We start from the raw sequence: 26,921 nt of genomic DNA on the forward strand, positions 1-26,921 counted from the left end.
GTCGATGACACGGCCCGAGACGGCGGCAAGGTAGCCGACCAGGAACTGGTTGCCGGCCGCGGTGGTCTGCACGGCGGCGGCGGCGCCGGCGATATCCGGCAGGGACTGCAGGGCGGCGTCGATTTCGCCGAGCTCGATCCGGCGGCCGCCGAGCTTGACCTGCTCATCGGCGCGGCCCTGGAAAATGAGGCCTTCTGCTTCGTACCTGACGAGGTCGCCGGAGCGGTAGGCGCGCGGCCAGCCCAGGGACGGCATGGGGGCATATTTTTCCGCGTCCTTGACCGGGTCAAGGTACCGGGCCAGCCCGACGCCGCCGATGATCAGTTCGCCCACCGCGCCCTCGGCGACGGGCAGGGAATCGGCGTCGACGACGGCGAGGTCCCAGCCGTCCAGCGGCAGGCCGATCCGGATGGGGCCGCCCGCGCCGAGCTGCGCGGCGCACGCGACCACGGTGGCCTCGGTGGGTCCGTAGGTGTTCCATACTTCGCGTCCTTCGACGGCGAGCCGTTCGGCAAGGTCGGGCGGGCACGCCTCCCCGCCGAAGATCAGCAGCCGGACACTTTCCAGCGACTCCACGGGCCAGAGAGCGGCCAGAGTGGGGACGGTGGAGACCACGGTGATGCCGTGGCTGATGAGCCAGGGGCCGAGGTCCATCCCGGTCCGCACCAGCGCCCGGGGTGCCGGAACCAGGCAGGCGCCGTGGCGCCACGCGAGCCACATTTCCTCGCAGGAGGCATCGAAGGCAACGGACAGGCCGGCCAGCACCCGGTCCTGCGGACCCACCGGATCGGCCTGTAGGAAGATGCGGGCCTCGGCGTCCACGAACGCGGCGGCCGAGCGGTGCTGGACCGCGACGCCCTTGGGGGTGCCGGTGGAGCCGGACGTGAAAATGACCCACGCGTCGTCGTCGGGGCCGGGCGGCCTCGCGTCGGGGAACGGGCGGGGGTGGTTGCTGTCCGTGACGATCTTCCCGCCGGCGCGGAGGATGCCGGCCACCCTCGCCTCCCCGAAGACCAGTTTGGCCCGCTCGTCGGGATCGTCGGCGTCTACGGGGACATAGGCCGCACCGACCAGCAGCACCGCCAGGATCGAGACGTAGAGCTCGTTGGTGCCCGACGGGATCCTGACGCCGATCTTGTCGCCGGCACCCAGCCCGGCGAGGTGCAGTTTCCGGGCGGTGGCCCGGACCTCGTCCATGAGCTGGGCGTAGCTGAGCGAACGGTGGCCGTCGTCGAGCGCCGAAGCGTCCGGGTACCGGGCGGCAGTATCCCGGACGATGTCTATCAGCGTGCGCTCCGGCGGGGCGGAGAGGGCGCCCGGCAGCTGGGGCTCGTGGACGGTGAGACGGGGAGCGGGAAGACTCTGCACCGCACCGGCGTCGGGGGCTTCACTGGGGGTCAGTCGTTGCTCGGTCACTGGCGCATTGTCCCTGCAGGAGATGAACGGATGGTGTTGCCGTACGGCTTGGGGGACCGTGCAGCTTAGGGGACGAGGATGACTTTGCCGGTGGTGCGGCGCTGTTCAAGGTCCTCGTGGGCACGGGCCGCCTCGCCGAGAGGATAGCGTGCGCCGATCCTGACCTTGAGGCTGCCGTCGGCAGCGGCGGCAAAGACTTCGTCGGAGCGCCAGCGGCGTTCCCGGGCGTCGCGCAGGTAGTGGCCCATGGTGGGCCGCGTGAGGTAAAGCGAGCCGCCGGCGTTGAGCCGCTGCGGGTCGAACGGCGGGACCGGGCCGGACGCTGCGCCGAAGAGGACCAGCATGCCCCGGATGCGCAGGGACGCCAGGGAGGCGTCGAAAGTGTCTTTTCCGACGCCGTCGTACACCACATCCGCGCCGGTGCCGTTGGTCAGATCCCGGACCCGGTCGGCGAAACCGTCGTAGCGCAGCACGTGGTCGGCGCCGGCTTCGCGGGCCAGCTGCTCTTTCGCGTCTGTCGAAACGGTGGTGATGACATTGGCGCCCCTGGCCTTGAGCAACTGGATCATCAGGAGCCCCACACCACCGGCGCCGGCGTGGAGCAGCACGGTGTGGCCGGACTCGACCTTGAAAGTTGAGTTGATCAGGTAGTGGGCCGTCACGCCCTGCAGCGGCAGCGCCGCGGCGGTGAAATCATCCAGGCCGTCGGGAACCGGGAGGGCCTTGTCCTCATCGATGAGTGCATATCCGGCGTAGCAGTCAGCGCCCTCGGCCGTGGCCACCCGGTCACCGGGAGCAAACCCGGTGACGGCGCCGCCGACCTCCTCCACGGTGCCCGCGGCCTCGGAGCCGGGCGTGAAGGGGTAGCTGACCTTGTAGACGCCGCTGCGCTTGTAGGTGTCAATGAAGTTCACGCCCGCGGCCGCGACCTTGACCAGCAGCTGGCCGGGCCCGGGAACAGGTCGGGCTGTCTTGTCGAGTTCGAGGACCTGGGGGCCGCCGGCCTGGCGGGCGACGATTGCGTGCATCATGTGGCTCCTTTTCCGGGCGGGGAATTCTGTCCCGGTCCCTGGGTCCATCCTAGGGACACCGGGGGTAACCATGAAGGGGCCTTCCGTAACCAGCCGTCACGTGATGTTTGGGCCGACGTGGCCCGGAGGCGGCGGGTCCTGCGCGGCCTACGGCGGTCCGTCCTTTAGTAGCGGCGGGTTACCGTTGCCATCGGGCATTCGAAGTGGCGGCCCGCGGCGAGTCCGACGTCGTTGAGGTAGCGGACAATGATGGCGTAGGACTGCATCAGCGTGGTTTCCGTGTACGGGACCTGGTGCTTGGCGCAGTACTCGCGGACGATCTTGGCGGCCTGGTGCAGCTGCGGGCGGGCCATGTCCGGGAAGAGGTGGTGTTCGGCCTGGCGGTTGAGGCCGCCGAGCAGGATGTCCATGAAGCGGCCGCCCGAGATGTTCCGGGACGTCAGGACCTGGCGGCTGAAGAAGTCCACCCGGCTGTCCGCCGGCAGCACCGGCATGCCCTTGTGGTTCGGCGCGAAGGACGCGCCCATATAGAAGCCGAACACGGCGAGTTGGACGCCGATGAAGGCGAACGCCATGCCCAGCGGCAGGAAGGTGAACGCGAGGACCGGCAGGAGGCTGAGCCGGACCGCGAGGATCGGGATTTCGACCCAGCGGTGCGTGACCTTGGCCCGGCGGACGATGAATTTCACGGAATCGATCTGCAGTCCCAGGCCCACCAGGAACAGGAGCGGGAAGAAGAACCAGCCCTGCTTGCGGGTCAGGAACGCGAGGCGTCCCTGGCGGTCGGCTACGGCTTCGGGGTGGAAGGCGATGGGGCCGGGCGCGATGTCCGGGTCCTTGGAGATGACGTTCGGGTGGTTGTGGTGCGCGCCGTGCTTCTGCTCCCACCAGGAGTAGCTGATCCCGGCCACGGAGGTGGCGAGCAGGCGTGCTGCCCAGTCGTTGGCACGGCGGGACGCGAAGATCTGCCGGTGCCCGGCCTCGTGGGCGAGGAAACTCAACTGCGTGCAGATGATGCCGAGGGCGGCGGCGATCAGGAGCTGGAACCAGCTGTCACCGATCAGCGCGAACCCGAACCAGGTGGCGGCCATCAGGAGCACCAGGCTGGCGAACACTGTGATGTAGAACCCGACGCGCCGTTCGAGGAGGCCGGCCGTCTTCACGCTCTTGAGGAGTTCCGAATAGCTCAGGACGACGGCGTTGGGCTGCCGGACCCGCGATGGCGGCCGCGCCGGCGTTTCGGCGGGAAGGGTGGAAGTGGCGGTCATAGGGCGCTTGCCTCGTCACGGTTACGGGCAACGCTGCAGCTGACATTCGCAGCTGCACGGTCTGGATCACCCTTTACCAAGCATACGCCCCCGGGTTTCCGCGGCGGGCCGTTCGGGAGCTTTGGACACACGCCCATCGATGCATAAATATCGGCATCTATGCATACTCTTGCTGTATAGTCGTGCTTATGACTATTTCTGTTGCCGTTTCCGGGGCTAGCGGCTATGCCGGCGGCGAGGTCCTGCGGCTCCTCGCCGGTCATCCCGACGTCACCATCGGCGCCATCACGGCCCACAGCAACGCCGGTTCCAGACTAGGGGAATTGCAGCCGCATCTCCATGGCCTCGCGGACCGGATTCTCGAAGACACCACCGTGGATAACCTGGCCGGGCACGACGTCGTGTTCCTGGCGCTTCCGCACGGGGCATCCGGGGAGATCGCGGCGCAGCTGCCCGCCGGGACCCTGGTCATCGACGCCGGCGCGGACCACCGACTCGAGGACCCGGAGGCCTGGGAGAAGTTCTACGGGTCGGCCCACGCCGGAACCTGGCCCTACGGACTCCCGGAACTGCCCGGCCAGCGAGATGCCCTCCGCGGCGCCACCCGGATCGCCGTCCCCGGCTGCTACCCGACCTCGGCCCTGCTGGCCCTCACTCCCGGCTTCAGCAACCAGTTGCTGGAGGGCGACGACGTCGTGATCGTCTCCGCCTCCGGCACCTCAGGGGCCGGCAAGGCTGCCAAGGTCAACCTGATCGGCGCCGAAGTCATGGGCTCCATGAGCCCCTACGGGGTCGGCGGGGGACACCGGCACACCCCCGAGATCGAACAGGGACTCTCCAAGGCGCTGGGGTCCCCGGTCACCGTCTCCTTCACGCCCACGCTGGCACCGATGAGCCGCGGCATCCTCACCACGGCGACCGCCAGGGTCCGGCAGCAGCCAGGCCGCAGTGTCACTGCCGCAGACCTGCGTGCCGCCTGGGCCGAAGCCTACGACGACGAACCGTTCGTGCACCTGCTCCCCGAGGGGCAGTGGCCCTCCACGAAATCGGTCCAGGGATCGAACCACACGGTCATGCAGCTCGCCTTTGATGAGCACACCGGCCGCGTGATCGTGTGCTGTGCCATCGACAACCTCACCAAGGGGACCGCCGGCGGGGCCGTGCAGTCCATGAACCTAGCCCTCGGCCTGGCGGAAACCGCCGGCCTCAACCTCCAGGGAGTCGCACCGTGAGCATCACCGCACCGCAGGGATTCCGCGCCGCCGGCGTGACGGCCGGGCTCAAGGCTTCCGGCAAGCCGGATGTGGCCCTCGTGGTCAACGACGGCCCGTCCAAGGCCGCCGCGGCGGTCTTCACGTCCAACCGCGTCGCAGCGGCCCCCGTGCACTGGTCCCGCGAAGTGGTCAAGGACGGCCGCGTGGATGCCGTGATCCTCAACTCCGGCGGCGCCAACGCCTGCACCGGGCCCCAGGGGTTCCAGAACACGCACACCACTGCGGAGAAGACCGCCGAGGTCCTCGGCGTCTCCGCCACCGACGTCGTGGTCTGCTCCACCGGACTGATTGGCGAGCAGCTCCCCATGGAGAAAATCCTGGCCGGGATCGGTTCCGCCACCGCGGCCCTGGCCGCGGACGGCGGCCCCGCGGCGGCCACCGCGATCATGACCACGGATTCGGTGTCCAAGCAGGCCGTCTTCACCGGCACGGCCGCGGACGGCACGCAGTTCACCATCGGCGGCATGGCCAAGGGCGCCGGCATGCTGGCCCCGGGCCTGGCCACCATGCTGGTGGTCCTCACCACGGACGCCGACGTCCCGCCGGACGTGCTCGACGCCGAACTCCGCAACGCCACGCGGCTCACCTTCGACCGGGCGGACTCGGACGGCTGCATGTCCACCAACGACACCGTGGTGCTGCTCGCCTCCGGCGCCTCCGGTGCCGCGCCGTCCGCCGCCGACTTCGGCGCCGGCCTGACCCAGGTCTGCGCCGAGCTGGCCCGGAAACTGATCGGCGACGCCGAGGGCGCCAGCCACGACATCGCGATCCGGACGTTCAACGCCGCGAGCGAGCGGGACGCAGAAGTCGTCAGCCGCGCCGTCGCCCGCTCCAACCTGTTCAAGACCGCGATTTTCGGCAAGGACCCCAACTGGGGCCGCGTGCTGTCCGCCGTCGGCACCACCGACGCGGCCTTCGAACCGGACCATCTGAACGTGTCCATGAACGGTGTGCAGATCTGCCGCAACGGCAGCATCGGCGATGACCGGAACCTCGTGGACCTCGAACCGCGCGAGGTCCTGGTCGAAATCGACCTGCAGGCCGGTACAGCCGAGGCCACGATCCTCACCAACGACCTCACCCACGACTACGTCCACGAAAACAGCGCCTACTCCAGCTAATCCCCCCCGGAGGGATGAACAGTAGGGACGAACAGAGGACGAACAGCATGAACACCCAGACCCGCGAGACCACCTCCCAGTCCGACGCCCGGGACAAAGCCGCCACGCTGATCGAGGCGCTGCCCTGGATCCAGCGCTTTGCCGGCAGCACCATGGTGATCAAGTACGGCGGCAATGCCATGGTCAATGACGAGCTCCGCCGCGCCTTCGCCGAGGACGTCGTGTTCCTGCACCACGTCGGCATCCACCCCGTGGTGGTGCATGGCGGCGGCCCGCAGATCAACGCCATGCTCAGCCGGCTCGGGATCGAATCCGAATTCAAGGGCGGGCTGCGCGTCACCACCCCCGAGGCCATGGATGTGGTCCGGATGGTCCTCACCGGCCAGGTGGGACGCGAACTCGTGGGCCTGATCAACTCCCACGGCCCGTACGCCGTCGGGATGTCCGGCGAAGACGGCGGCCTGCTCCGCGCCGTCCGCACCGGCACCGTGGTGGACGGCGAAGAGGTGGACCTCGGCCTGGTGGGCGAGGTGGTCGGGGTGAACCCGGAAGGGATTGTGGACATCCTCGCGGCCGGCAGGATTCCCGTGATCTCCACCGTCGCCCCCGAGATCCACGACGACGGATCCACCACCGGGCAGGTACTTAATGTGAACGCGGACACCGCGGCGGCCGCGGTGGCGTCGGCCCTGGGTGCCTCCAAGCTGGTCATCCTGACCGATGTCGAGGGCCTCTACGCCAACTGGCCGGACAGGTCATCGCTCATTTCGTCGCTGACGGCGTCGGAGCTGCGCGAGATGCTGCCGCGCCTCGAGTCCGGCATGATCCCCAAGATGGCGGCGTGCCTGAAGGCCATTGACGACGGCGTCGAGCGCGCCCACATCGTGGACGGCCGCCTGCCGCACTCGATGCTCCTGGAAACCTTTACGACCGCCGGCATCGGCACCCAGGTCGTCCCCGACGAGGAAGTGAACGCATGAACGAAACTGTAGGCGTGAGTCCGACCGGCGATGGGGCCCCCGCCCGTCCCCAGTCTCACCCCGTCCTCGCAAGCTCGGGCGGGGACCCCGGAGACAGTGGCCCCTTCGCGGTGCCCGACCACACCCGGGCCCCCATCGCCGGCTCGGCCCCGACAGCTTCCGTTATGACTGGGAAGAGCAGTGGCGCGCAGTGGCTGTCCCGCTACTCGTCCTCCCTGCTGGGCGTCTTCGGCACCCCGCAGCGGGTCCTGGTCCGCGGCGCCGGCTGCCTCGTGTGGGACGCCGACGGCAAGGAATACCTGGACCTGCTCGGCGGCATCGCGGTGAACGCCCTCGGCCACGCCCACCCGTTCGTGACCTCGGTGATCTCCAGCCAGCTGGCCACCCTGGGCCACGTCTCGAACTTCTTCACGAGCCCCACCCAGATCGCCCTGGCCGAGAAGCTGCTGGAACTGTCCAAGGCCCCGGCAGGCTCCAAGGTGTTCTTCGCCAACTCCGGCACCGAAGCCGTCGAGGCGGCCCTCAAACTGGCGCGCCGTAACAGTGGCGCGAGCCAGTCCGCGGCCGCGGAGAATACTGTCGCGGAAAAAACAGCGAAGCCGCGCACCAAGATCATCGCGCTCGAAGGCGCCTTCCACGGGCGCACCATGGGCGCCCTCGCGCTGACCTCCAAGGAGGCCTACCGGGCGCCGTTCGCGCCGCTGCCCGGCGGCGTCGTGCATGTCCCGTTTGGTGACATCGAGGCCCTCCGCGCCGCCATTGATGAGACCACTGCCGCCGTCTTCCTCGAACCGATCCAAGGCGAGGCCGGCGTCCGGCCGCTGCCTGCCGGCTACCTCAAGGCGGCCCGCGAGGCCACAAGCGCGGCCGGCGCCCTGCTGATCCTCGACGAGGTCCAGACCGGCATCGGCCGCACCGGCAAGTGGCTGGCCAGCGAGGACGCCGGAATCGTGCCCGACGCCGTGACCCTCGCCAAGGGCCTGGGCGGCGGCTTCCCGGTCGGCGCTCTCGTCACGTTCGGCCCGGAAACGTCTGCCCTGCTGACCGCCGGCCAGCACGGGACGACATTCGGCGGCAACCCGGTGGCCACCGCCGCCGCCCTCGCCACCCTGCACGTCCTGGAAAACCAGGACATCCTGGCCCACGTCCGAAACCTGGGGGAGCATCTGCGCGCCGGCCTCGCCGGAATCGCCGGCGTGACAGAGGTCCGCGGCGAGGGGCTGCTGATCGGCTTCGACCTCGACGCCGACGTCGCCCCGGGCGTCGTGGCCGCCGGCCTCGACGCCGGGTTCATCGTCAACAGCCCGGGCCCGCGCACCATCCGGCTGGCGCCCCCGCTGATCCTGACCACCGAGCAGGCAGACCTTTTCCTGGCCGCCCTGCCGGCACTGCTCGAGACCGCCAAGACCAACGCTGCAAAGGACGCCAAGTGACCGCCTCAGTGCCCACCCGCCACTTCCTCAAGGACACGGACCTCAGCCCGGCCGAACAGGCCGAGGTCCTCGAGCTCGCCGTCCGGATGAAGGCCGCGCCCTACAGCGTGCAGCCCTTCGCCGCGGACGGCAACGGCCGCCGGACGGTGGCCGTCATTTTCGACAAGACCTCCACCCGGACCAGGGTCTCCTTCGCCACCGGCATCGCGGACATGGGCGGCAACGCGCTCATCATCAACCCCGGCGAGGCGCAGATCGGGCACAAAGAATCGGTCGAGGACACCGCCAAGGTGCTCGAACGCATGGTCTCCACCATCGTGTGGCGCACCGGCGCGCACGCCGGGCTCGTCGCCATGGCCGAGAACTCCCGCGTTCCGGTCATCAACGCCCTGTGCGATGACTACCACCCCTGCCAGCTCCTGGCCGATCTGCTGACCGTCAAGGAGCACAAGGGCTCGCTCCAGGGCCTGACCATGGCCTACCTGGGCGACTCGGCCAACAACATGGCCAACTCCTACCTGCTGGCCGGCGTGACGGCGGGCATGAATGTCCGCGTCGCCGGACCGGAAGGCTACCTGCCGTCGCCGGAGATCATCGCCGCCGCCGAGGACCGTGCCGCGGAGACCGGCGGCTCGGTGCTGGTGACGGTTGACGCCGCCGAAGCGCTCCTGGGCGCCGACGTCGTCGCGACCGACACGTGGGTGTCCATGGGCCAGGAGGCGGAGAAGGAAGCACGGATGAAGCTGTTCCGCGCCTATTCCGTGGATGCCGAAGCCATGAAGCTCGCGGCGCCGGACGCCGTCGTGCTGCACTGCCTCCCGGCCTACCGGGGCTACGAGATCGCCGCGGACGTCATTGACGGCCCGCAGTCGGTGGTCTGGGACGAGGCCGAAAACCGGCTGCACGCGCAGAAGGCACTCATGGCCTGGCTCATGCACCGCTCCGGTCTGGCAGTGGTTGACGGTCTGGCGCCAGTCGGTGGGCTCGCGCCACTCGATGGGCCGGCACCGGTGGGCGGCCCGGCCTGATGTCCGTCCAGCCAGCCTCTCCTGGGGCCAGCCCGGCCACCAAGACAGCCCGGCAGGCGCGGATCACGGCGATTCTCACGGGCGAATCTGTCCGTTCCCAGGCCGAGCTCGCGGCGCTGCTCGCGGACGACGGCGTCCAGGTCACCCAGGCCACGCTGTCACGCGACCTCGTGGAACTCGGCGCCGTCCGGGTCCGCGGCAAGGACGGCGTGCTGGTCTACGCCGTCCCGGGGGAGGGCGGCGAACGGGCGGCCAAGAGCGGCGTCACCCAGGAAATCCTCGACGCCCGGCTGACCCGGTTGTGTGGGGAACTGCTCGTCACCGCCGAGGCCTCCGCCAACCTCGTGGTGCTTCGGACCCCGCCGGGCGCCGCGAACTTCCTGGCCCTCGCCATCGACCACTCCGTGATGCCCTCGATCCTGGGCACCATCGCTGGGGACGACACCGTCCTGCTTGTCACCCGGGACCCCCTGGGCGGCGCGGACATCGCCGCACGCTTCCTGCAGTTCGCCGAGGAAGCCGGCCAGTAAGCCACACCATGAGCCCTTCACAGGACCGGGCACCCGGGGTGTGTGACAGGCTTGCAACAGACAGATTTTTCCCAGACTTAAAGCATCACCAAACAACTAAGGAGCATTTCCGTGACTGAGCGTATTGTTCTGGCCTACTCCGGTGGCCTGGATACTTCCGTAGCCATCGGCTGGATCGGTGAAGCCACCGGCGCCGAGGTCATCGCCGTGGCGGTCGACGTCGGACAGGGCGGCGAATCGCTGGAGACCATCCGCCAGCGCGCGCTGGGCTGCGGCGCCGTCGAAGCCTACGTCGCCGACGCCAGCGACGAGTTCGCCAACGAGTACTGCGTGCCCACGCTGAAGGCCAACGCCCTCTACCAGGGCCACTACCCGCTGGTCTCGGCCATCTCCCGCCCGGTGATCGTCAAGCACCTGGTCAAGGCCGCCCGCGAATTCGGCGCCACCACCGTCGCCCACGGCTGCACCGGCAAGGGCAACGACCAGGTCCGCTTCGAAGTCGGCATCCAGACCCTCGGCCCGGACCTGAAGTGCATCGCCCCGGTCCGTGACCTCGCCCTGACCCGCGACAAGGCCATCGCCTTCGCCGAGGAAAAGGGACTGCCGATCGAGACCACCAAGAAGAACCCGTACTCGATCGACCAGAACGTCTGGGGCCGCGCCGTCGAAACCGGCTACCTCGAGGACATCTGGAACGCCCCCACCAAGGACATCTACGACTACACCGCCACCCCGGAATTCCCGCCGGCACCGGATGAGGTCACCATCTCCTTCGAGGCCGGCGTCCCGGTCGCGATCGACGGCGTCAAGGTCACCCCGCTGCAGGCCATCAAGGAACTCAACCGCCGCGCCGGCGCCCAGGGCGTGGGCCGGATCGACGTCGTCGAGGACCGCCTCGTGGGCATCAAGTCCCGCGAGATCTACGAGGCACCGGGCGCCATGGCGCTCATCACCGCGCACAAGCACCTCGAAGACATCACGATCGAGCGCGAGCAGGCCCGCTTCAAGGCGACCGTCGGCCAGCGCTGGGCCGAGCTGGTCTACGACGGCCAGTGGTTCTCGCCGCTCAAGCGCTCCCTCGACGCCTTCATCGAGGACACCCAGAAGTACGTCTCCGGTGACATCCGCATGGTGCTGCACGGCGGCCAGGCAATCGTCAACGGACGCCGCTCCGAGACCTCGCTCTACGACTTCGACCTTGCCACGTACGACACCGGCGACACGTTCGACCAGTCGATGGCGCGCGGCTTCATCGAGCTGTGGGGCATGTCCGCCAAGGTTGCCTCCGGCCGCGACATCCGCGTCGCAGGAGAGTAGCCCCTGTGGCTGAGTCGGAAACCACTAAGTCTGAGGCGACAAATACGGGAGCGCTGTGGGGCGGCCGGTTTGCCGGCGGCCCCGCGGACGCCCTCGCCGCGCTGAGCAAGTCCACGCACTTCGACTGGCGGCTGGCCCGCTACGACATCGCCGGGTCCAAGGCGCACGCCCGCGTGCTGCACAAGGCCGGGCTGCTGGACGACGCCGAACTCGACGGCATGCTGGCCGCCCTGACGCAGCTGGATGAGGACGTCGCCTCCGGCGCCTACCTGCCGGCCGAGTCCGATGAGGACGTGCACGGTTCGCTCGAGCGCGGCCTGATCGAACGTGCCGGTACCCAGCTCGGCGGCAAGCTCCGCGCCGGCCGGTCCCGCAACGACCAGGTGGCCACCCTGGGACGGATGTTCCTGCGCGATCACGCCCGGATCATCGCCCGCGGCGTGCTCGCCACGATTGACGCTCTCGTGGACCAGGCCAAGGCGCACCAGGGCGTGGCCATGCCTGGCCGCACCCACCTGCAGCACGCCCAGCCGGTCCTTCTCAGCCACCACCTGCTGGCCCACGCATGGGCGCTGCTGCGCGATGTGCAGCGGCTGGCCGACTGGGACAAGCGCGCCGGGGTTTCGCCCTACGGCTCCGGTGCCCTGGCGGGCTCCTCGCTCGGCCTGGACCCCGAGGCCGTCGCCGCGGACCTCGGCTTCTTCTCGGCGACGCACAACTCGATCGACGGCACCGCCTCCCGCGACGTCTTCGCCGAGTTCGCCTGGATCACGGCCATGATCGGCGTGGACCTGTCCCGGGTCTCGGAGGAAGTGATCCTGTGGGCCACGAAGGAGTTCTCCTTCGTCACCCTGCACGATTCCTACTCCACCGGCTCCTCGATCATGCCGCAGAAGAAGAACCCGGACGTGGCCGAACTCGCTCGCGGCAAGGCCGGCCGGCTGATCGGCAACCTGACCGGGCTGCTGGCCACCCTGAAGGGCCTGCCGCTCGCGTACAACCGCGATCTGCAGGAGGACAAGGAACCGGTCTTCGACGCCGCCGACACCCTGGAGGTCCTGCTCCCGGCAGTTTCCGGGATGATCGCGACGCTGAAGTTCAACACCGAACGGATGGAAGCGCTGGCTCCCCAGGGTTTCGCGCTGGCGACGGACATCGCCGAATGGCTGGTCCGCCAGGGTGTGCCGTTCCGCGAGGCGCACGAGCTCTCCGGCGCCGCGGTCAAGCAGGCCGAAAGCCGCGGCGTCGAGCTCTGGGACCTCACGGACGAGGAATACGCCGCCATCTCGGGGCACCTGACGCCGGAGGTCCGTACAGTCCTGTCCACCGAGGGTTCGCTCAACAGCCGGAACTCGCAGGGCGGCACCGCACCGGCCGCCGTCGAACGCCAGCTGCTGGCCCTCGAGGGCGAGCTCGCCGGCGTGCGGGAGTACGCCGGCTAGCCAGCACACGCGGGGGGCCACGCGGGCAGGGTTCCCTGGCCGAGCTTGCGAGGCTAGGGTGCCGGTGGGGAGTTCCGGCAGCGTCTCGGCCGACGCTCCTGCATTGCCTGCAGGAGCGTCGGCGGATTTCCTGCCAAAAGTGAGGGAGCGTTTGGCGTTTGCCGCCGAAAACTCCCCGCTAGCATTGCGACATGAGCGAATCGTTCCGCCAACTGCTGCGTGCCCTGCCAGACTTCCCGGAAGTGCTCCCGGACTTCGACCCGGCGGCGGCGCCCGCGGACCCCGCGGAGCTGTTCCGGCTGTGGCTGGACGAGGCCCTGGCGGCCGGGGTGCCGCAGCCCAATGCGTGCAGCCTGGCCACCGCCGATGAGCACGGCCGGCCGTCGTCGCGGATGCTGATCCTGAAGGACATCGACGCCGACGGCTGGCACTTCGCCACGTCCCGGAAATCCCGCAAGGGCAAGGAGCTCACGGCCAACCCGCACGCGGCGCTGAACTTCTTCTGGCAACACCAGGGCCGCCAGGTGCGGGTGGCCGGGGACGTCGTGGAGCTGTCCGCGGAAGCCTCGGCCGCCGACTGGCGGGCCCGGCCCGGCGCCGACGACGGCGAAAATGCAGACAATGAAAACACAGACTGGCAGCTCTACGCCATCCGGCCCCGCGAAATAGAATTCTGGCAGGCCCGGCATGACCGCCGGCACATCCGGCACCGCTACGCGCCCCGCTGACCGGGCAACGCTCAGTTAATCCGACTTAATCGGGTGGCTCGGTTTAGGATGGGCGCCATGACCTCAATCACACAAGATAACCTTCGGGCAGAACTGCACCGCGCCGCCGGAGTCGTGGCCGGAATCGCCGCGAAACTGACGGAGCAGGACATCAAAGCGCCGTCGGAACTGCCCGGCTGGAGCCGCGGGCACGTGCTGGCCCACATCTGCGGGATTGCCAACGCGATGGCCCGGCAGCTCGAATTTGCCGCCCGCGGCGAGGGTGTCGAACTCTATGACGGCGGCTTCGAGGGGCGGAACCGCGCCATCGAGATGGCGGCCGGCCACAGCCTCGGGCAGCACCGGGCCGACCTCGACGCAGCGTTGGACCGGGCCCTGCGCGCCTTCGACTCCCTCGACGCGGCCGGCTGGCGTGAGCCCATCACCTACCGGGGAGGAGTCGTGTTCGACGGCGGCCTGGCACTGTGGCGCGAACTCGTCATCCATGCCGCCGACCTCGGCACCGGCCACGGACCGGAAACCTGGAGCCGCCCGTTCTGCGGGCACCTTTTCGATTTCCTCTCCGCGCGGGTACCCGAGGGCCAGCGCTTCGTGCTGCAGCCGCTCGGCCTGCCCGCGGTGGCCATCGGGAGCGGCGGAACATCGACCGTGATCAACGGCATGCTCACGGACATCGCCGCGTGGCTCGCCGGCCGCAACCCCACCCTCGGCAGCCTGCGCGCCACCGCCGCGGCCGACGGCGTCGACCTTCCGAAGCTGCTGCCCTGGCCTGCCGGCGTTCCGGTCAACAACTGAGCCCGCCCGGGCCGGGCGGGCTACGGAATAAGGCTCAGGGCCGTGCCGTCGCGAGGGCTGCTTCGCGTTCCCGGTCCAACAGGCTGCCCTTGACGGCCAGCCCCCAGCGGAAGCCGCCCAGCGTCCCGTCGGTGCGGATGACGCGGTGGCAGGGAACAAACAGGGCCGCCGCATTGAAGGCGCAGGCACTGGCGGCCGCCCGGACGGCCTTGGCGTTGCCGGACAGCTCCGCGTACTCCGTGTAGGTCACCGGGCGCCCCGGCGCGACCGTGCGCAGCACGTCCCAGGCATGGCTGCGGAACGGCCCGGACTTCTGCAGCACCGGCACCCCCATGGCAGGCTCCGGATCGCCGGCATAGAACGCCTCCACGGCCTCGGAGATCTCGCCCAGCCCGGTGACGGTCTCGAATCCGGCCGGAAGCAGGTCAGCGTGGATCTGGCCGGTCAGCTCGCCGGGAACGGCGGTCCAGCCCGACGACAGGACAGCCCCGTCCCGGGCAATGATGGTGAACGGACCGTCCGGGGTGGACATGGTCAACAGCTGGGCTTTCATGGTTTCGCTTCCTTCAGAGTCTGCTTCGGAGTCTGCTTGTGGTTCTGCGTTGGAGCCTGCCTCGGCGGCAGGGACGGCTTGCGCGCCGCGGCCTGGGCAGCCGCTGCTGCGCGCCACAGGTGCATGGTGGCGTAAGAGCGCCAGGGGCTGACCTCACGGAAATCCGGGGCGAGGGTGGCGCCGTCGGGTGTCTCGGCGAGTGAACGGATGCCATTGCGGACCGCGGCGTCGTTGGCCAGGAACACATCCGGCGCGCCGATGACCCGCATCGCGACGTATCCCACGGTCCACGGCCCGACGCCGGCCAGGGGCAGGAGTTTGGCCTCCAGCCCCTGCACGTCATCGCCGTAGCCGAAATCGAGGTCGCCCGAGGCCATCGCCGCCGCGGCGCCCCGGACAGCATCGATGCGCCGCTGCGGGCCGCGGAGAAGTTCGAAGCCGGTCCCGGCGATCTGTGCGGCCGTCGGGAACAGCCGGTGGAGGCCGTCATCGGGCACCAGGCTCGTGCTCCCGGCCGCGGAAAGCTGGACCAGGGCGGTCCGCGCGGCGGCCACGGTGATCTGTTGGCCGATCATCGCCCGGATCAGCAGTTCCTGCGGATCAACGGCGCCGGGCATCCGGATGCCCGGCGTGAGCGCCACCGCGGCGGCCAGCCGGGAGTCGGCCTCGAGGGCGGCATCGATGGCGACCGGATCGGCGTCCAGGTCCAGCAGCCGGCGGACCCTGCTCAACAGGGCGGCCAGATCCCGGAGGTCGACGGCGCCGATGGTCAGCACGAGCGGACGCCCGGCCGTGCCGGCGTCGTAATCCACCCGGAAGCGGGCATCGCCGTGCATCAGCCGCAGGGTCCGGGCGTAGGAAGTGGAGGTACCTTCCTCGATCCCGGGGATGGCGCGGACGGCCAGGAAATCAAAGACGCCCGGGTCGAACGGTTCGCGGTACGGAAGGTTGAGCGTGAGCGCTGTGGTGGCCGCGGGGGAGCGGTGATGCCTGGCTGTGGCCCGGAGCGCGGAAGGCGTCATCGCAAAGACCTCGCCGATGGTCTCGTTGAACTGGCGCACGCTGCTGAATCCGGCGGCGAAGGCGATGTCCGAGACTTTCATGGCGGTGGAGACCAGCAGGGTGCGGGCGGTCTGGGCGCGGCTGGCCCGCGCCAGGGACAGCGGGCCGGCACCGAGTTCGTGGCTGAGGATCCGGTTGAGCTGGCGCGAGGAGTATCCGAGCCGGGCCGCGAGCCCCTCGACGCCGTCGCGGTTGATCACGCCGTCATTGATGAGCCGCATGGCCCGGCCGGCGATATCGGAGCGCACGTTCCAGGCCGGCGTACCCGGCACGGCCTCGGGCAGGCAGCGTTTGCACGCACGGTAGCCGGCGTCGTGCGCCGCGGCGGACGTTTCATAGAACGTGACATTGTCCGCCTTGGGCGTCCGCGCGGGGCACGATGGCCGGCAATAGATGCCGGTGGTCCGGACAGCTGTGTAGAACTGCCCGTCGAATCGGGTGTCCCGGGCATCGATTGCCCGGTAGCGCTGCCAGAAGTCCATCACCCCATCCTGCCAGCTTCGCGGAGCAGCTGCTAGCGGAATTCGGACACGGCCGTCCTCACCTTTGGCGGTGTTTGTTAAAGTCTGAGCATGACTTCCAGCCCGCTTCCTGCCGAGTCCGGCGCGGAGCCCGGCGCGGCCGTGTCCGTCCGCGAACTGCTCTCGGCCGATGCCCGGCACGTGGCGCCGCTGATTCTCGGCGCGGTGCTGACGCACGACGGGCCCGGCGGATCCGTCTCGGTTCGGATTACCGAAGTGGAGGCATACCTGGGCCCGCATGATTCGCACCACCCTGACCCCGGGTCCCACACCTTCCGCGGCCAAACGGCCCGCAACGCCCCGATGTTCGGCCCGGCCGGCCACCTCTACGTGTATTTCACGTACGGGATGCACCATTGCGCCAATATCGTGTGCGGGCCCGAGGGCGTGGCGTCGGCGCTCCTGCTGCGGGCCGGCGAAGTGGTCGCGGGGCATGAACTGGCGAGGGCCAGACGGCCGACGTCGAAATCGGATGTCGACCTCGCGAGCGGGCCTGCCCGGCTGGCCACCGCGCTGGGACTGACGACGGCGGACAGCGGGCGGGATGCCCTCGCGCCGCCGTTCCGGCTGGAACCGGCCGCGCACCCGCCGGAGGGGGTCGCCGCGGGCATCAGCTCCGGTCCGCGCGTCGGCGTCTCCGGCGACGGCGGCAGCCACGAGTACCCCTGGCGGTTCTGGCTCAGCGGCGACCCGACCGTCTCCCGCTACAAGCCGGCAAAGGCGCCAGGCGCCCGCGGCGCGTGAGGTAGCGGGCACTGTGTGCGCCCCGTTCCCGCGCCCTGATGCCGGAGCGTGCGGTGGGGGATGATGGAGCATTATGGGCGAGGGGAAGCGCGGAAAACCGGGCAGCGAGCTCGAGCGGCTCCAGATCTTCGCGGAGCTGGCCGCCGAATACTTCCGCATGGTGGAACTGTTCGCCCCCGACGGCGGGCAGGTCGCGGCGGACTCCGTCGAGGCAGAGCGCCGGCACTGGATTGAGCTCTTCCGCGCGGCCCTGCTGCGCAAATTCATCGTTCCCGAAGAACACGTTTCGCTCAAACTCGTGGTGCGGGCGCTGCGCCTGTGCAACTACTCGGCGAACTCCCGGCTAGCCCAGGGCGCAGCGGAAACGGCCGGGATGTTCACCAACGGGATGATCCGGGACCGCGAGGCGCTGATGGCCGAAATCGCCCTGGCCGACCATGACTTGTTCGAGGACGTCCTCTATGGACGGCTCCTTCACGGTGACGCCGACAGGTTCCGCCGGTCCGGATGGGCCGGGGACTACGCCCGGCTGAGCCGCGTGGCGGCCGGGCGGTTCGACGCCGAGCGCGCGCTCCGAAAAGCGCTGGACATCGTCAACTACGGGCTTGCCAACGGACTCCTGCGCCCGCCGGAACCGGACTCCGTGCCTCCAGATGCCGGGCCGCCCGATGCCGTGCCTCCCGTTCATCCGGACGCCTTGCCGCCACCGGCAGGGGATTAGGGGTTCCAGGTTGCTGCGGAGCTGCCCAGCGAGTAGTCGGCGCCGACGGCGAAGGGGGCGAGCCGGCGCCGCAGGTCCTCGCGCACGTGCGGCCACTCCTGCGAGAGGATCGAGAAGACGGCGGTGTCCGCGCGTCCCCCGCCTGGCGCCGCGCGGTGGCCGCGGAGGACCCCCTCGAATTGTGCGCCGAGCCGTTCGATCGCCGTCGCGCTCCGGGTGTTGCGGGCGTCGCAGCGGAAAGCCACCCGGTCCACTTCCAGTACCTCATAGGCGTAGGCGAGGAGCATGTGCTTGCTCGCCGGATTGACGTGGCTGCCCCAGAATTGCCGCCCGTAGAATGTTCCGCCGATTTCCAGGCGTTGCTGGTCCGGAACGTAGTCGCGGAGGGACGTCGTGCCCAGCAGGGCGCCGGTGCGCCCGTCCGTCACGGCGAACGGGATGGTGGCGGGATCCTCCAGCCGTGACCGGAACAGCGCCGCCAGTTCGAGGGCAGTCGCAGGCATCGGTGCCGCCATGCCTGCCCACATGCCGGCGTCCACAAAATCGAAGAGGCCCGCCGCATGGTGCGGGGCCAGCGGAACCAGCCGAACCCCATGGCCGGAGAGGACGATTTCGTGTCGCATTCGAGCATTCAATCACCGGCGGGATGGACAGGAGCGGCGAATCCGGCACCGACAGCGTGAACATTGGATGGCCGGTGGGTTGCCGCGGGCCGCCGGAACGGGAGGCCCGGGAAGCTTCCGGCTACCAGCCAGTAAGGTGGATGCGTGAATCAAAGCGACCCGAACCAGACGACGACTGCAATGCCGGTGGATGAGCTGATCAAGAGCCTGTGCGCCACCATCCCGGACTATCCCAAACCCGGCGTCAGCTTCAAGGACCTGACCCCGGTCTTCGCCGACGGTGCCGCCTTCGGGGCCGTCGTCGATGCCCTGGTGGGACCTTTCCAGGGCCAGTTCGACGCCGTCGCCGGAGTGGAGGCCCGCGGCTTCCTGCTCGCGGCGGCCGCCGCCTACGCCACCGGGACCGGGGTCATCACGGTCCGCAAGGCCGGCAAGCTTCCGCGCGAGGTGTTCTCCGAGGACTACGCCCTGGAGTACGGCACCGCCACCCTTGAGCTGCACACCACGGACCTGGCGCCGGGGAGCCGGGTGCTGATCCTCGACGACGTGCTCGCCACGGGCGGCACGCTCGGCGCCGCGGCGCGGCTGTTCGAGCGGTGCGGGATCCACGTGGCAGGCATCGGTGTGGTCATGGAACTCGACGATCTTGGCGGCCGCACAGCCCTGACCGGCCACAACGTCCGGTCCCTGCTGCGGATTTAGCGGGCCCGCCGGGCTGGACCATCCGGGCCGTGTCGGTAGAATTCCCTGACGAAGACTGCCTTGGCATCGTTCGGCGACATGCAACAGCCGTGCCGCCGAAATGGCTGTAGAATGGTGGGTCTGTCTTTTTCGATAGGGGAACGTTCGATGCACGACGCTGATTTGGCCCATGAACGCGACTATGTGGCCGGACTTTACGCCCGGCTCGATGAGTTGCGGGCGGAGAAGCGCACCCAGCTGGCCCAGGTGCGCCGGGCCGGTGCCGTGGGCACCATGCAGAACGTTTCCGAACGTGATGCCTTCGCCGCCCTCTACGAGGACCGCCTCGCCCAGCTCGACGCCGTCGATGACCGGCTCGTGTTCGGCCGCCTGGACCTGGATTCCGGGGAGGCCCAGTACATCGGCCGCATCGGCCTGACCACCGAGGACCTGCAGCGGCTCATGGTGGACTGGCGTGCGCCCGAGGCGGGTCATTTCTACCAGGCCACGGCATTCGACCGGCAGGGCGTCCGCCGCCGCCGCCACCTGATCCTGCAGGGCCGCGAGGTCAAGGCAATCGAGGATGACGTGCTCGACGCCGACATGCTCGCCGACAACGATTCGCTCCAGGGCGAGGGTGCCCTGCTGGCTGCCCTGAACTCCAAGCGGACGGGCCGGATGTCAGACATCGTCGGTACCATCCAGTCCGAGCAGGACCGGATCATCCGTTCCTCCATCTCCGGCGCCCTCGTCGTCCAGGGTGGCCCGGGCACGGGCAAGACCGCTGTCGCCCTGCACCGCGCCGCGTACCTGCTCTACACGCACCGGGACCGGCTCAAGAGCGCCGGCGTCCTGCTGGTGGGGCCGACGTCGTCCTTCATGAAGTACATCGAACGCGTGCTGCCCTCGCTCGGCGAGACCGGCGTCGTCATGGCGAGTCTGGGCCGGCTGATGCCCGGCATCACCGCCGTTGCCGAGCCGGACTCCGCCGTCGCCGCCATCAAGGGCCGGCTCGACATGGCCGAGGTGGTCGCCAACGCCGTGGCCAACCGGCAGCGCATTCCGGCCGGAAACCGGACCCTTGAGGTGGACGGCCGCAAACTGGTCCTCACGCCCAGGCAGGTCCGCCGCGCCAAGGAGAGGGCGCGCGCCACGGGCAAACCGCACAACGAGGCCCGCGTCTCCTTCGTCAAGATCCTGCTCCGCGAATTGACCGAGCAGATGACGGAGCTGGTGGAGGCAGGCAACATCGGCAACAACGCCGACCGCTCCTACCTGGCCGAGGATGTCCGCTCGGCCCGGGATGTCCGGATCGCCCTGAACCTGTGCTGGATGCCGATGACCCCGGAGAAACTCGTGGGGGAGCTGCTCAGCAAGCCGGCCATCCTCGAGGCATGCACCCCGAACCTCAGCCCGGAAGAACGCGCACTGCTGCTCCGTCCGGCCGATTCGCCCTGGACCGAGTCCGACGTTCCGCTGCTGGACGAGGCTGCCGAATTGCTCGGCGAACTTGATGCCGCCGCCGGGCGCGGCCTGGCGCAGCAGGAACAGGACCGGGCCCGCGACCTGGCCAACGCCAAGCAGACCCTGGTCAACATGGAAACCGCCGGCGTGGACGTCCTTGTCACGGCCGAAGACCTGGTGGATCAGAACCAGGAGCGTGAGACGCGGCTGACCGCTGCAGAGCGTGCCACCACGGACCGTTCCTGGGCCTTCGGGCACATTGTGGTGGACGAAGCGCAGGAGCTGTCACCCATGCAGTGGCGGCTGCTGGTCCGACGCTGCCCGCTGAAGTCCTTTACGATCGTGGGCGACATCGCGCAGACCAGTTCTGTTGCCGGCGCCAACTCCTGGCACAGCGCGCTGGGCCCCATGTTCGGCGACCGCTGGCAGCTCGAGGAGCTGACCGTCAACTACCGCACCCCGTCCCAGATCGCCGAGGCCGCCGCCCGCATGGCGACCGCGGCAGGACTGGTGGTTTCGGCGCCCAAGGCCGTGCGGGAAGGGCGATGGTCCCCGGTCATCGACAAAGTCGGCCAGGGCCAGATCGTCAGCAAGCTCGTCGAGGTGCTTCCGGAGGAACTGGACGCCATCGAGGGCGGCCTGCTGGCGGTCATCGCCGACGGCGGCCTTCTCCCTGAGGCCAGCGCGGCACTGCGGGCCGTGTACGGCCACCGGGTCGGGACGGGCGCCGGGAGTTATGCGCAGGACATCGTGGTGATCAGTCCCCGCGAGGCGAAGGGGCTGGAATTCGACGGCGTCGTGGTCCTGGAACCGACGGACATGCTCAATCACGAGCACGGCCGGGTGGGTGACCTGTACGTGGCCATGACCCGGCCCACCCAGCGCCTGCGGCTCATCGCCGCCGCCGGAGTCCCGGCAGGCATCGAGGAGTAGGCCGGGCCGGCAGGCGTCACCTGCGCTGCCGCCCGGTTGATCCTGCTAACTTAGATTCCGTGTCCCAGCTAAATATTCTCGATGCCCAGCAGAACGATCCCAGCTTTGCCAATATCTGGCAGGAGCTGAAATGGCGCGGCCTTGTCCACGTCTCCACGGATGAGGCGGAGCTCGAAAAGCTCCTCGCCGGCGACCCCGTGACGTATTACTGCGGCTTCGATCCGACCGCGCCGAGCCTGCACCTGGGCAACCTGGTCCAGCTGCTGCTCATGCGCCGGATCCAGCTGGCCGGCCACAAGCCGCTCGGACTGGTGGGCGGCTCCACGGGCTTGATCGGTGATCCGCGTCCGACGGCGGAACGCACCCTGAACACCAAGGACACCGTGTCCGAGTGGGTGGGCTACCTTCAGGCCCAGGTCCGTAGGTTCCTGAGCTTCGAGGGCGACAACGCAGCCCGGATGGTCAACAACCTGGACTGGACGGCGCCCCTGAGCGCCATCGACTTCCTGCGCGAGATCGGCAAGCACTACCGTGTCGGCACCATGCTCCGGAAGGACGCCGTCGCCTCCCGCCTCAGTTCCGACGAAGGCATCAGCTACACGGAGTTCAGCTACCAGATCCTGCAGGGCATGGACTACCTGCAGTTGTTCCGCGACTACGGTTGCATGCTGCAGACCGGCGGCTCGGATCAGTGGGGCAACCTCACCAGTGGCACCGAGCTCATCCGCAAGGTTGAGGGCAAACACGTCCACGCCCTGGGAACGCCGCTCATCACCAACTCTGACGGCACCAAGTTCGGCAAGAGCGAGGGCAACGCGATCTGGCTGGATCCAACCATGTGCAGCCCTTACGCGTTCTACCAGTTCTGGCTCAACACGGCGGACGCCGACGTCGCGGACCGACTCAAAGTGTTCACCTTCCTGAGCCGCGCCGAGATTGAGGAACTGGAGCTCGCGATCGCCGAACGGCCCTTCGCCCGCGAGGGCCAGCGAAAGCTGGCCTACGAGGTGACTTCGCTCGTCCATGGCGTGGACGCCACCGAGAAGGTCATTGCGGCTTCCGCCGCGGTGTTCGGCAACGGCGACCTCTCCGTACTGGACGAAGCGACACTGAAGGCGGCGACCTCCGAGCTGCCCTCCGCCACGGTTGACGCCGGCGCCCTGGGCATCATCGAGCTGCTGGTCGCCTCCGGTCTGTCTGAGAGCAAGTCCGCCGCACGCCGCACTGTGGGGGAGGGCGGCGCCTACGTCAACAATGCGAAGGTGTCTGACCCCGACGCCGTCATTGCGGCCAGCGAGTTGCTGCACGGGCGCTACCTGCTTCTGCGCCGGGGCAAGAAGAACCTGGCAACGGTGGAAGTCGCCGCGTCCTGACCAGTACGGGATCCTGACCAGTACCGGATCCTGACCGGTAGCGAAAACGCACCTGCACGCTCCTTCCCGGCCGATTTGCACGGCCGGGGAGGAGCGTGTATTGTTTTCTGAGTTGCCGCCGTTGAGTGGCGACAAACCCCCACAAATGAGAAGCAATTCTTCATGCGCCAGGCGCACATAATGAAAATTGCTTCAATTATGCTGGGCGGATTCGCTCCACAAAGCGAAATTCCGATGAAAATCGCGAATTTGCAAAGTGGAAATGAATGAAATAAGCTGTAAACATCGCAGCGAAGAAAAGCGAAACTAAAGAATTCATCGAAATGATGTGTTTCGGCAAGTATTCGAATGTGTCTGTTGTTTGAGAACTCAATAGTGTGCCAAGTTTGTTGATACCAATTTATTGTATTGAATTGGTTGAATTTGCCGGGCCCGCCACCCCGTGGTGTGGTCTGGTGTTATTTGGCTGGTTTCAAATTTTGTGCAGCGTGTGCATCCCGTTTTCCCGGGGGCGCATGTTGTGTCTGTTTTACTTCAACGGAGAGTTTGATCCTGGCTCAGGATGAACGCTGGCGGCGTGCTTAACACATGCAAGTCGAACGATGATCCGGTGCTTGCACCGGGGATTAGTGGCGAACGGGTGAGTAACACGTGAGTAACCTGCCCTTAACTCTGGGATAAGCCTGGGAAACTGGGTCTAATACCGGATATGACTCCTCATCGCATGGTGGGGGGTGGAAAGCTTTATTGTGGTTTTGGATGGACTCGCGGCCTATCAGCTTGTTGGTGAGGTAATGGCTCACCAAGGCGACGACGGGTAGCCGGCCTGAGAGGGTGACCGGCCACACTGGGACTGAGACACGGCCCAGACTCCTACGGGAGGCAGCAGTGGGGAATATTGCACAATGGGCGCAAGCCTGATGCAGCGACGCCGCGTGAGGGATGACGGCCTTCGGGTTGTAAACCTCTTTCAGTAGGGAAGAAGCGAAAGTGACGGTACCTGCAGAAGAAGCGCCGGCTAACTACGTGCCAGCAGCCGCGGTAATACGTAGGGCGCAAGCGTTATCCGGAATTATTGGGCGTAAAGAGCTCGTAGGCGGTTTGTCGCGTCTGCCGTGAAAGTCCGGGGCTCAACTCCGGATCTGCGGTGGGTACGGGCAGACTAGAGTGATGTAGGGGAGACTGGAATTCCTGGTGTAGCGGTGAAATGCGCAGATATCAGGAGGAACACCGATGGCGAAGGCAGGTCTCTGGGCATTAACTGACGCTGAGGAGCGAAAGCATGGGGAGCGAACAGGATTAGATACCCTGGTAGTCCATGCCGTAAACGTTGGGCACTAGGTGTGGGGGACATTCCACGTTTTCCGCGCCGTAGCTAACGCATTAAGTGCCCCGCCTGGGGAGTACGGCCGCAAGGCTAAAACTCAAAGGAATTGACGGGGGCCCGCACAAGCGGCGGAGCATGCGGATTAATTCGATGCAACGCGAAGAACCTTACCAAGGCTTGACATGGGCCGGACCGGGCTGGAAACAGTCCTTCCCCTTTGGGGCCGGTTCACAGGTGGTGCATGGTTGTCGTCAGCTCGTGTCGTGAGATGTTGGGTTAAGTCCCGCAACGAGCGCAACCCTCGTTCCATGTTGCCAGCGCGTAATGGCGGGGACTCATGGGAGACTGCCGGGGTCAACTCGGAGGAAGGTGGGGACGACGTCAAATCATCATGCCCCTTATGTCTTGGGCTTCACGCATGCTACAATGGCCGGTACAAAGGGTTGCGATACTGTGAGGTGGAGCTAATCCCAAAAAGCCGGTCTCAGTTCGGATTGGGGTCTGCAACTCGACCCCATGAAGTCGGAGTCGCTAGTAATCGCAGATCAGCAACGCTGCGGTGAATACGTTCCCGGGCCTTGTACACACCGCCCGTCAAGTCACGAAAGTTGGTAACACCCGAAGCCGGTGGCCTAACCCCTTGTGGGAGGGAGCTGTCGAAGGTGGGACTGGCGATTGGGACTAAGTCGTAACAAGGTAGCCGTACCGGAAGGTGCGGCTGGATCACCTCCTTTCTAAGGAGCACCTACAACTTTCTCTGCCCCGTGTATGCGGGTGTGGTGGGGTTGTCAGGAGTACGCCCGTTGCGCAGACGCTAGTTCTGCGGCGGGTGCTCACGGGTGGAATATCAACAAATAGCGGCCGCCGGTTCTTCGCCGGCACCCAGTACGGTCCCCTGTGCTTCCCTTGGAAGCGCGGTGGTCCTGGAACGGTGCGGGAGAGGGGATGGGCGGTTTAGTGTTTGGCACACTGTTGGGTCCTGAGACAACAGGACCATGGCCTGCGGGTTCCCTTACGGGGGAGCCTGGGGGGTGTGGGGCTGGTTTGTTTCTGGTTTCCTGGCTGCACCGATCACACGGTTGTTCCCTTTTGTGGGGCGTGTGTGGGGTGTGTGGTACGGGGTTGTTGTTTGAGAACTACATAGTGGACGCGAGCATCTTTTATAAGAAGCAATTTCCAAGAATATGAACCTGGATCTGTCGCTGTTGCCTTTTGGGGTGATGGTGGTGGTTTCTGTGGTTCTCTCGAAAATTACTCCTTGATCTTTTGTGGTCAAGTTTTTAAGAGCACACGGTGGATGCCTTGGCATTAGGAGCCGAAGAAGGACGTAGGAATCTGCGATAAGCCTGGGGGAGTCGATAACCGGACTGTGATCCCAGGGTGTCCGAATGGGGAAACCCCGCCAGGGGCGCGAGCTGCCTGGTGACCCGCATCTGAACACATAGGGTGCGTGGAGGGAACGCGGGGAAGTGAAACATCTCAGTACCCGCAGGAAGAGAAAACAATAGTGATTCCGTCAGTAGTGGCGAGCGAACGCGGATCAGGCTAAACCGTTCCATGTGTGATAGCCGGCGGGCGTTGCATGGTCGGGGTTGTGGGACTTCCCACTCCAGCTCTGCCGGGCTGGGAAGGTGAGAGTGCAGGCATAGGTGAACGGTCTTGAAAGGCCGGCCGTAGAGGGTGTGAGCCCCGTAACCGAAATGTTGTGCACCGCCTGGTGAAGTATCCCAAGTAGCACGGGGCCCGAGAAATCCCGTGCGAATCTGTCAGGACCACCTGATAAGCCTAAATACTCCCTAATGACCGATAGCGGACCAGTACCGTGAGGGAAAGGTGAAAAGTACCCCGGGAGGGGAGTGAAACAGTACCTGAAACCGTGTGCTTACAATCCGTCGGAGCCTCCGCGAGCGATCGTGTTGGGGTGACGGCGTGCCTTTTGAAGAATGAGCCTGCGAGTTAGTGTTACGTCGCGAGGTTAACCCGTGTGGGGAAGCCGTAGCGAAAGCGAGTCTGAATAGGGCGTTGCAGTGGCGTGATCTAGACCCGAAGCGAAGTGATCTACCCATGGCCAGGTTGAAGCGACGGTAAGACGTCGTGGAGGACCGAACCCACTTCAGTTGAAAATGGAGGGGATGAGCTGTGGGTAGGGGTGAAAGGCCAATCAAACTTCGTGATAGCTGGTTCTCCCCGAAATGCATTTAGGTGCAGCGTTGCGTGTTTCTTACCGGAGGTAGAGCTACTGGATGGCTAATGGGCCCTACAAGGTTACTGACGTCAGCCAAACTCCGAATGCCGGTAAGTGAGAGCGCAGCAGTGAGACTGTGGGGGATAAGCTTCATAGTCGAGAGGGAAACAGCCCAGACCACCAACTAAGGCCCCTAAGCGTGTGCTAAGTGGGAAAGGATGTGGAGTTGCGAAGACAACCAGGAGGTTGGCTTAGAAGCAGCCATCCTTAAAAGAGTGCGTAATAGCTCACTGGTCAAGTGATTCCGCGCCGACAATGTAGCGGGGCTCAAGTACACCGCCGAAGTTGTGGATTTCAGACAATAGCCAAGC

General features: G+C 67.1%; 21 protein-coding genes and 2 rRNA genes. 17 read left to right on the forward strand and 6 right to left on the reverse strand.

Annotation, left to right across the window (positions count from 1 at the left end; translation table 11 throughout):
• The 3 genes from AC1D1S_RS07525 to AC1D1S_RS07535 form a co-directional block, all read right to left on the reverse strand.
• The coding region (locus tag AC1D1S_RS07525; protein ID WP_476994146.1) for an amino acid adenylation domain-containing protein at nt 1-1,368 on the reverse strand (1,368 nt) is incomplete at its 3' end.
• Between the two features lie 113 nt (nt 1,369-1,481).
• Nucleotides 1,482-2,447 (reverse strand): quinone oxidoreductase family protein, encoded by a 966-nt coding sequence (locus tag AC1D1S_RS07530; RefSeq protein WP_476994139.1) that lies wholly within the window; start codon nt 2,445-2,447, stop codon nt 1,482-1,484.
• Nucleotides 2,448-2,611: 164 nt separating this feature from the next.
• On the reverse strand, nt 2,612-3,715 hold the full coding sequence (locus AC1D1S_RS07535) for a fatty acid desaturase family protein (RefSeq protein ID WP_028277262.1): 1,104 nt from the start codon (nt 3,713-3,715) through the stop codon (nt 2,612-2,614).
• A gap of 188 nt (nt 3,716-3,903) precedes the next feature.
• On the opposite strand from AC1D1S_RS07535, the gene argC reads away from it, so the two are divergent.
• The 10 genes from argC to AC1D1S_RS07585 all read left to right on the forward strand — a co-directional run bounded on the left by argC (nt 3,904) and on the right by AC1D1S_RS07585 (nt 14,363).
• Nucleotides 3,904-4,947 (forward strand): N-acetyl-gamma-glutamyl-phosphate reductase, encoded by a 1,044-nt coding sequence (argC, locus tag AC1D1S_RS07540; RefSeq protein WP_243181786.1) that lies wholly within the window; start codon nt 3,904-3,906, stop codon nt 4,945-4,947.
• A complete protein-coding gene (gene argJ / locus AC1D1S_RS07545) occupies nt 4,944-6,110 on the forward strand; it encodes a bifunctional glutamate N-acetyltransferase/amino-acid acetyltransferase ArgJ (protein WP_476994140.1) in 1,167 nt (388 codons plus the stop codon). Before argC ends, argJ begins: the two co-directional genes overlap by 4 nt.
• Nucleotides 6,111-6,157: 47 nt before the next feature.
• Nucleotides 6,158-7,090, forward strand: coding sequence for an acetylglutamate kinase (gene argB, locus AC1D1S_RS07550; RefSeq protein WP_223917243.1), 933 nt, complete (start codon nt 6,158-6,160; stop codon nt 7,088-7,090).
• Nucleotides 7,091-7,254: 164 nt separating this feature from the next.
• Nucleotides 7,255-8,523, forward strand: coding sequence for an acetylornithine transaminase (locus tag AC1D1S_RS07555; protein ID WP_476994141.1), 1,269 nt, complete (start codon nt 7,255-7,257; stop codon nt 8,521-8,523).
• Nucleotides 8,520-9,551: an ornithine carbamoyltransferase gene (gene argF / locus AC1D1S_RS07560; protein ID WP_476994142.1), complete on the forward strand. Its 1,032-nt coding sequence runs from the start codon at nt 8,520-8,522 to the stop codon at nt 9,549-9,551. The genes AC1D1S_RS07555 and argF overlap by 4 nt, the downstream gene beginning before the upstream one ends.
• Nucleotides 9,551-10,081 carry an arginine repressor gene (locus AC1D1S_RS07565; protein WP_079551248.1) on the forward strand — a complete coding sequence of 177 codons (531 nt, stop codon included), beginning with the start codon at nt 9,551-9,553 and terminating at the stop codon, nt 10,079-10,081. Before argF ends, AC1D1S_RS07565 begins: the two co-directional genes overlap by 1 nt.
• Nucleotides 10,082-10,192: 111 nt before the next feature.
• Nucleotides 10,193-11,398, forward strand: coding sequence for an argininosuccinate synthase (locus AC1D1S_RS07570; RefSeq protein ID WP_028277269.1), 1,206 nt, complete (start codon nt 10,193-10,195; stop codon nt 11,396-11,398).
• Nucleotides 11,399-11,403: 5 nt separating this feature from the next.
• Nucleotides 11,404-12,840, forward strand: coding sequence for an argininosuccinate lyase (gene argH, locus AC1D1S_RS07575; RefSeq protein ID WP_028277270.1), 1,437 nt, complete (start codon nt 11,404-11,406; stop codon nt 12,838-12,840).
• Nucleotides 12,841-13,031: 191 nt separating this feature from the next.
• Complete coding sequence (locus tag AC1D1S_RS07580; RefSeq protein ID WP_243181789.1) at nt 13,032-13,568, forward strand: pyridoxine/pyridoxamine 5'-phosphate oxidase; 537 nt, start codon at nt 13,032-13,034, stop codon at nt 13,566-13,568.
• A gap of 57 nt (nt 13,569-13,625) precedes the next feature.
• Nucleotides 13,626-14,363, forward strand: coding sequence for a maleylpyruvate isomerase family mycothiol-dependent enzyme (locus AC1D1S_RS07585; protein WP_476994143.1), 738 nt, complete (start codon nt 13,626-13,628; stop codon nt 14,361-14,363).
• A gap of 34 nt (nt 14,364-14,397) precedes the next feature.
• Here AC1D1S_RS07585 and AC1D1S_RS07590 read toward each other — a convergent pair whose 3' ends face one another.
• Nucleotides 14,398-14,916 carry a methylated-DNA--[protein]-cysteine S-methyltransferase gene (locus AC1D1S_RS07590; protein ID WP_243181791.1) on the reverse strand — a complete coding sequence of 173 codons (519 nt, stop codon included), beginning with the start codon at nt 14,914-14,916 and terminating at the stop codon, nt 14,398-14,400.
• The gene (locus AC1D1S_RS07595) at nt 14,913-16,460 is read right to left on the reverse strand and encodes an AlkA N-terminal domain-containing protein (RefSeq protein ID WP_243181792.1); all 1,548 of its coding nucleotides are present in this window, start codon (nt 16,458-16,460) and stop codon (nt 14,913-14,915) included. The genes AC1D1S_RS07590 and AC1D1S_RS07595 overlap by 4 nt, the downstream gene beginning before the upstream one ends.
• Before the next feature lie 90 nt (nt 16,461-16,550).
• Here AC1D1S_RS07595 and AC1D1S_RS07600 point away from each other — a divergent pair, with 90 nt between their 5' ends.
• Both AC1D1S_RS07600 and AC1D1S_RS07605 read left to right on the forward strand, forming a co-directional pair.
• Nucleotides 16,551-17,243 carry a DNA-3-methyladenine glycosylase gene (locus tag AC1D1S_RS07600; RefSeq protein ID WP_476994144.1) on the forward strand — a complete coding sequence of 231 codons (693 nt, stop codon included), beginning with the start codon at nt 16,551-16,553 and terminating at the stop codon, nt 17,241-17,243.
• 73 nt (nt 17,244-17,316) lie between these two features.
• Nucleotides 17,317-17,964: a hypothetical protein gene (locus AC1D1S_RS07605; protein WP_028277276.1), complete on the forward strand. Its 648-nt coding sequence runs from the start codon at nt 17,317-17,319 to the stop codon at nt 17,962-17,964.
• On the opposite strand, the gene AC1D1S_RS07610 is transcribed toward AC1D1S_RS07605, so the two are convergent.
• Nucleotides 17,961-18,587: a GNAT family N-acetyltransferase gene (locus tag AC1D1S_RS07610; RefSeq protein WP_476994145.1), complete on the reverse strand. Its 627-nt coding sequence runs from the start codon at nt 18,585-18,587 to the stop codon at nt 17,961-17,963. The genes AC1D1S_RS07605 and AC1D1S_RS07610 overlap by 4 nt on opposite strands.
• A gap of 180 nt (nt 18,588-18,767) precedes the next feature.
• On the opposite strand from AC1D1S_RS07610, the gene AC1D1S_RS07615 reads away from it, so the two are divergent.
• The 5 genes from AC1D1S_RS07615 to AC1D1S_RS07635 all read left to right on the forward strand — a co-directional run.
• Complete coding sequence (locus AC1D1S_RS07615; protein WP_243181808.1) at nt 18,768-19,289, forward strand: adenine phosphoribosyltransferase; 522 nt, start codon at nt 18,768-18,770, stop codon at nt 19,287-19,289.
• 147 nt (nt 19,290-19,436) lie between these two features.
• Complete coding sequence (locus AC1D1S_RS07620) at nt 19,437-21,665, forward strand: HelD family protein (RefSeq protein WP_459384342.1); 2,229 nt, start codon at nt 19,437-19,439, stop codon at nt 21,663-21,665.
• A gap of 59 nt (nt 21,666-21,724) precedes the next feature.
• Entirely contained in the window at nt 21,725-23,038 is a 1,314-nt protein-coding gene (tyrS, locus tag AC1D1S_RS07625) for a tyrosine--tRNA ligase (protein ID WP_028277280.1), read from the forward strand.
• A 534-nt stretch (nt 23,039-23,572) separates the two neighbouring features.
• Nucleotides 23,573-25,099 (forward strand): 16S ribosomal RNA (locus AC1D1S_RS07630).
• A 536-nt stretch (nt 25,100-25,635) separates the two neighbouring features.
• Nucleotides 25,636-26,921: ribosomal RNA gene (locus AC1D1S_RS07635) — 23S ribosomal RNA — on the forward strand; the annotation flags it as partial.

This window comes from Arthrobacter sp. P1_A5 (genome assembly GCF_056406825.1).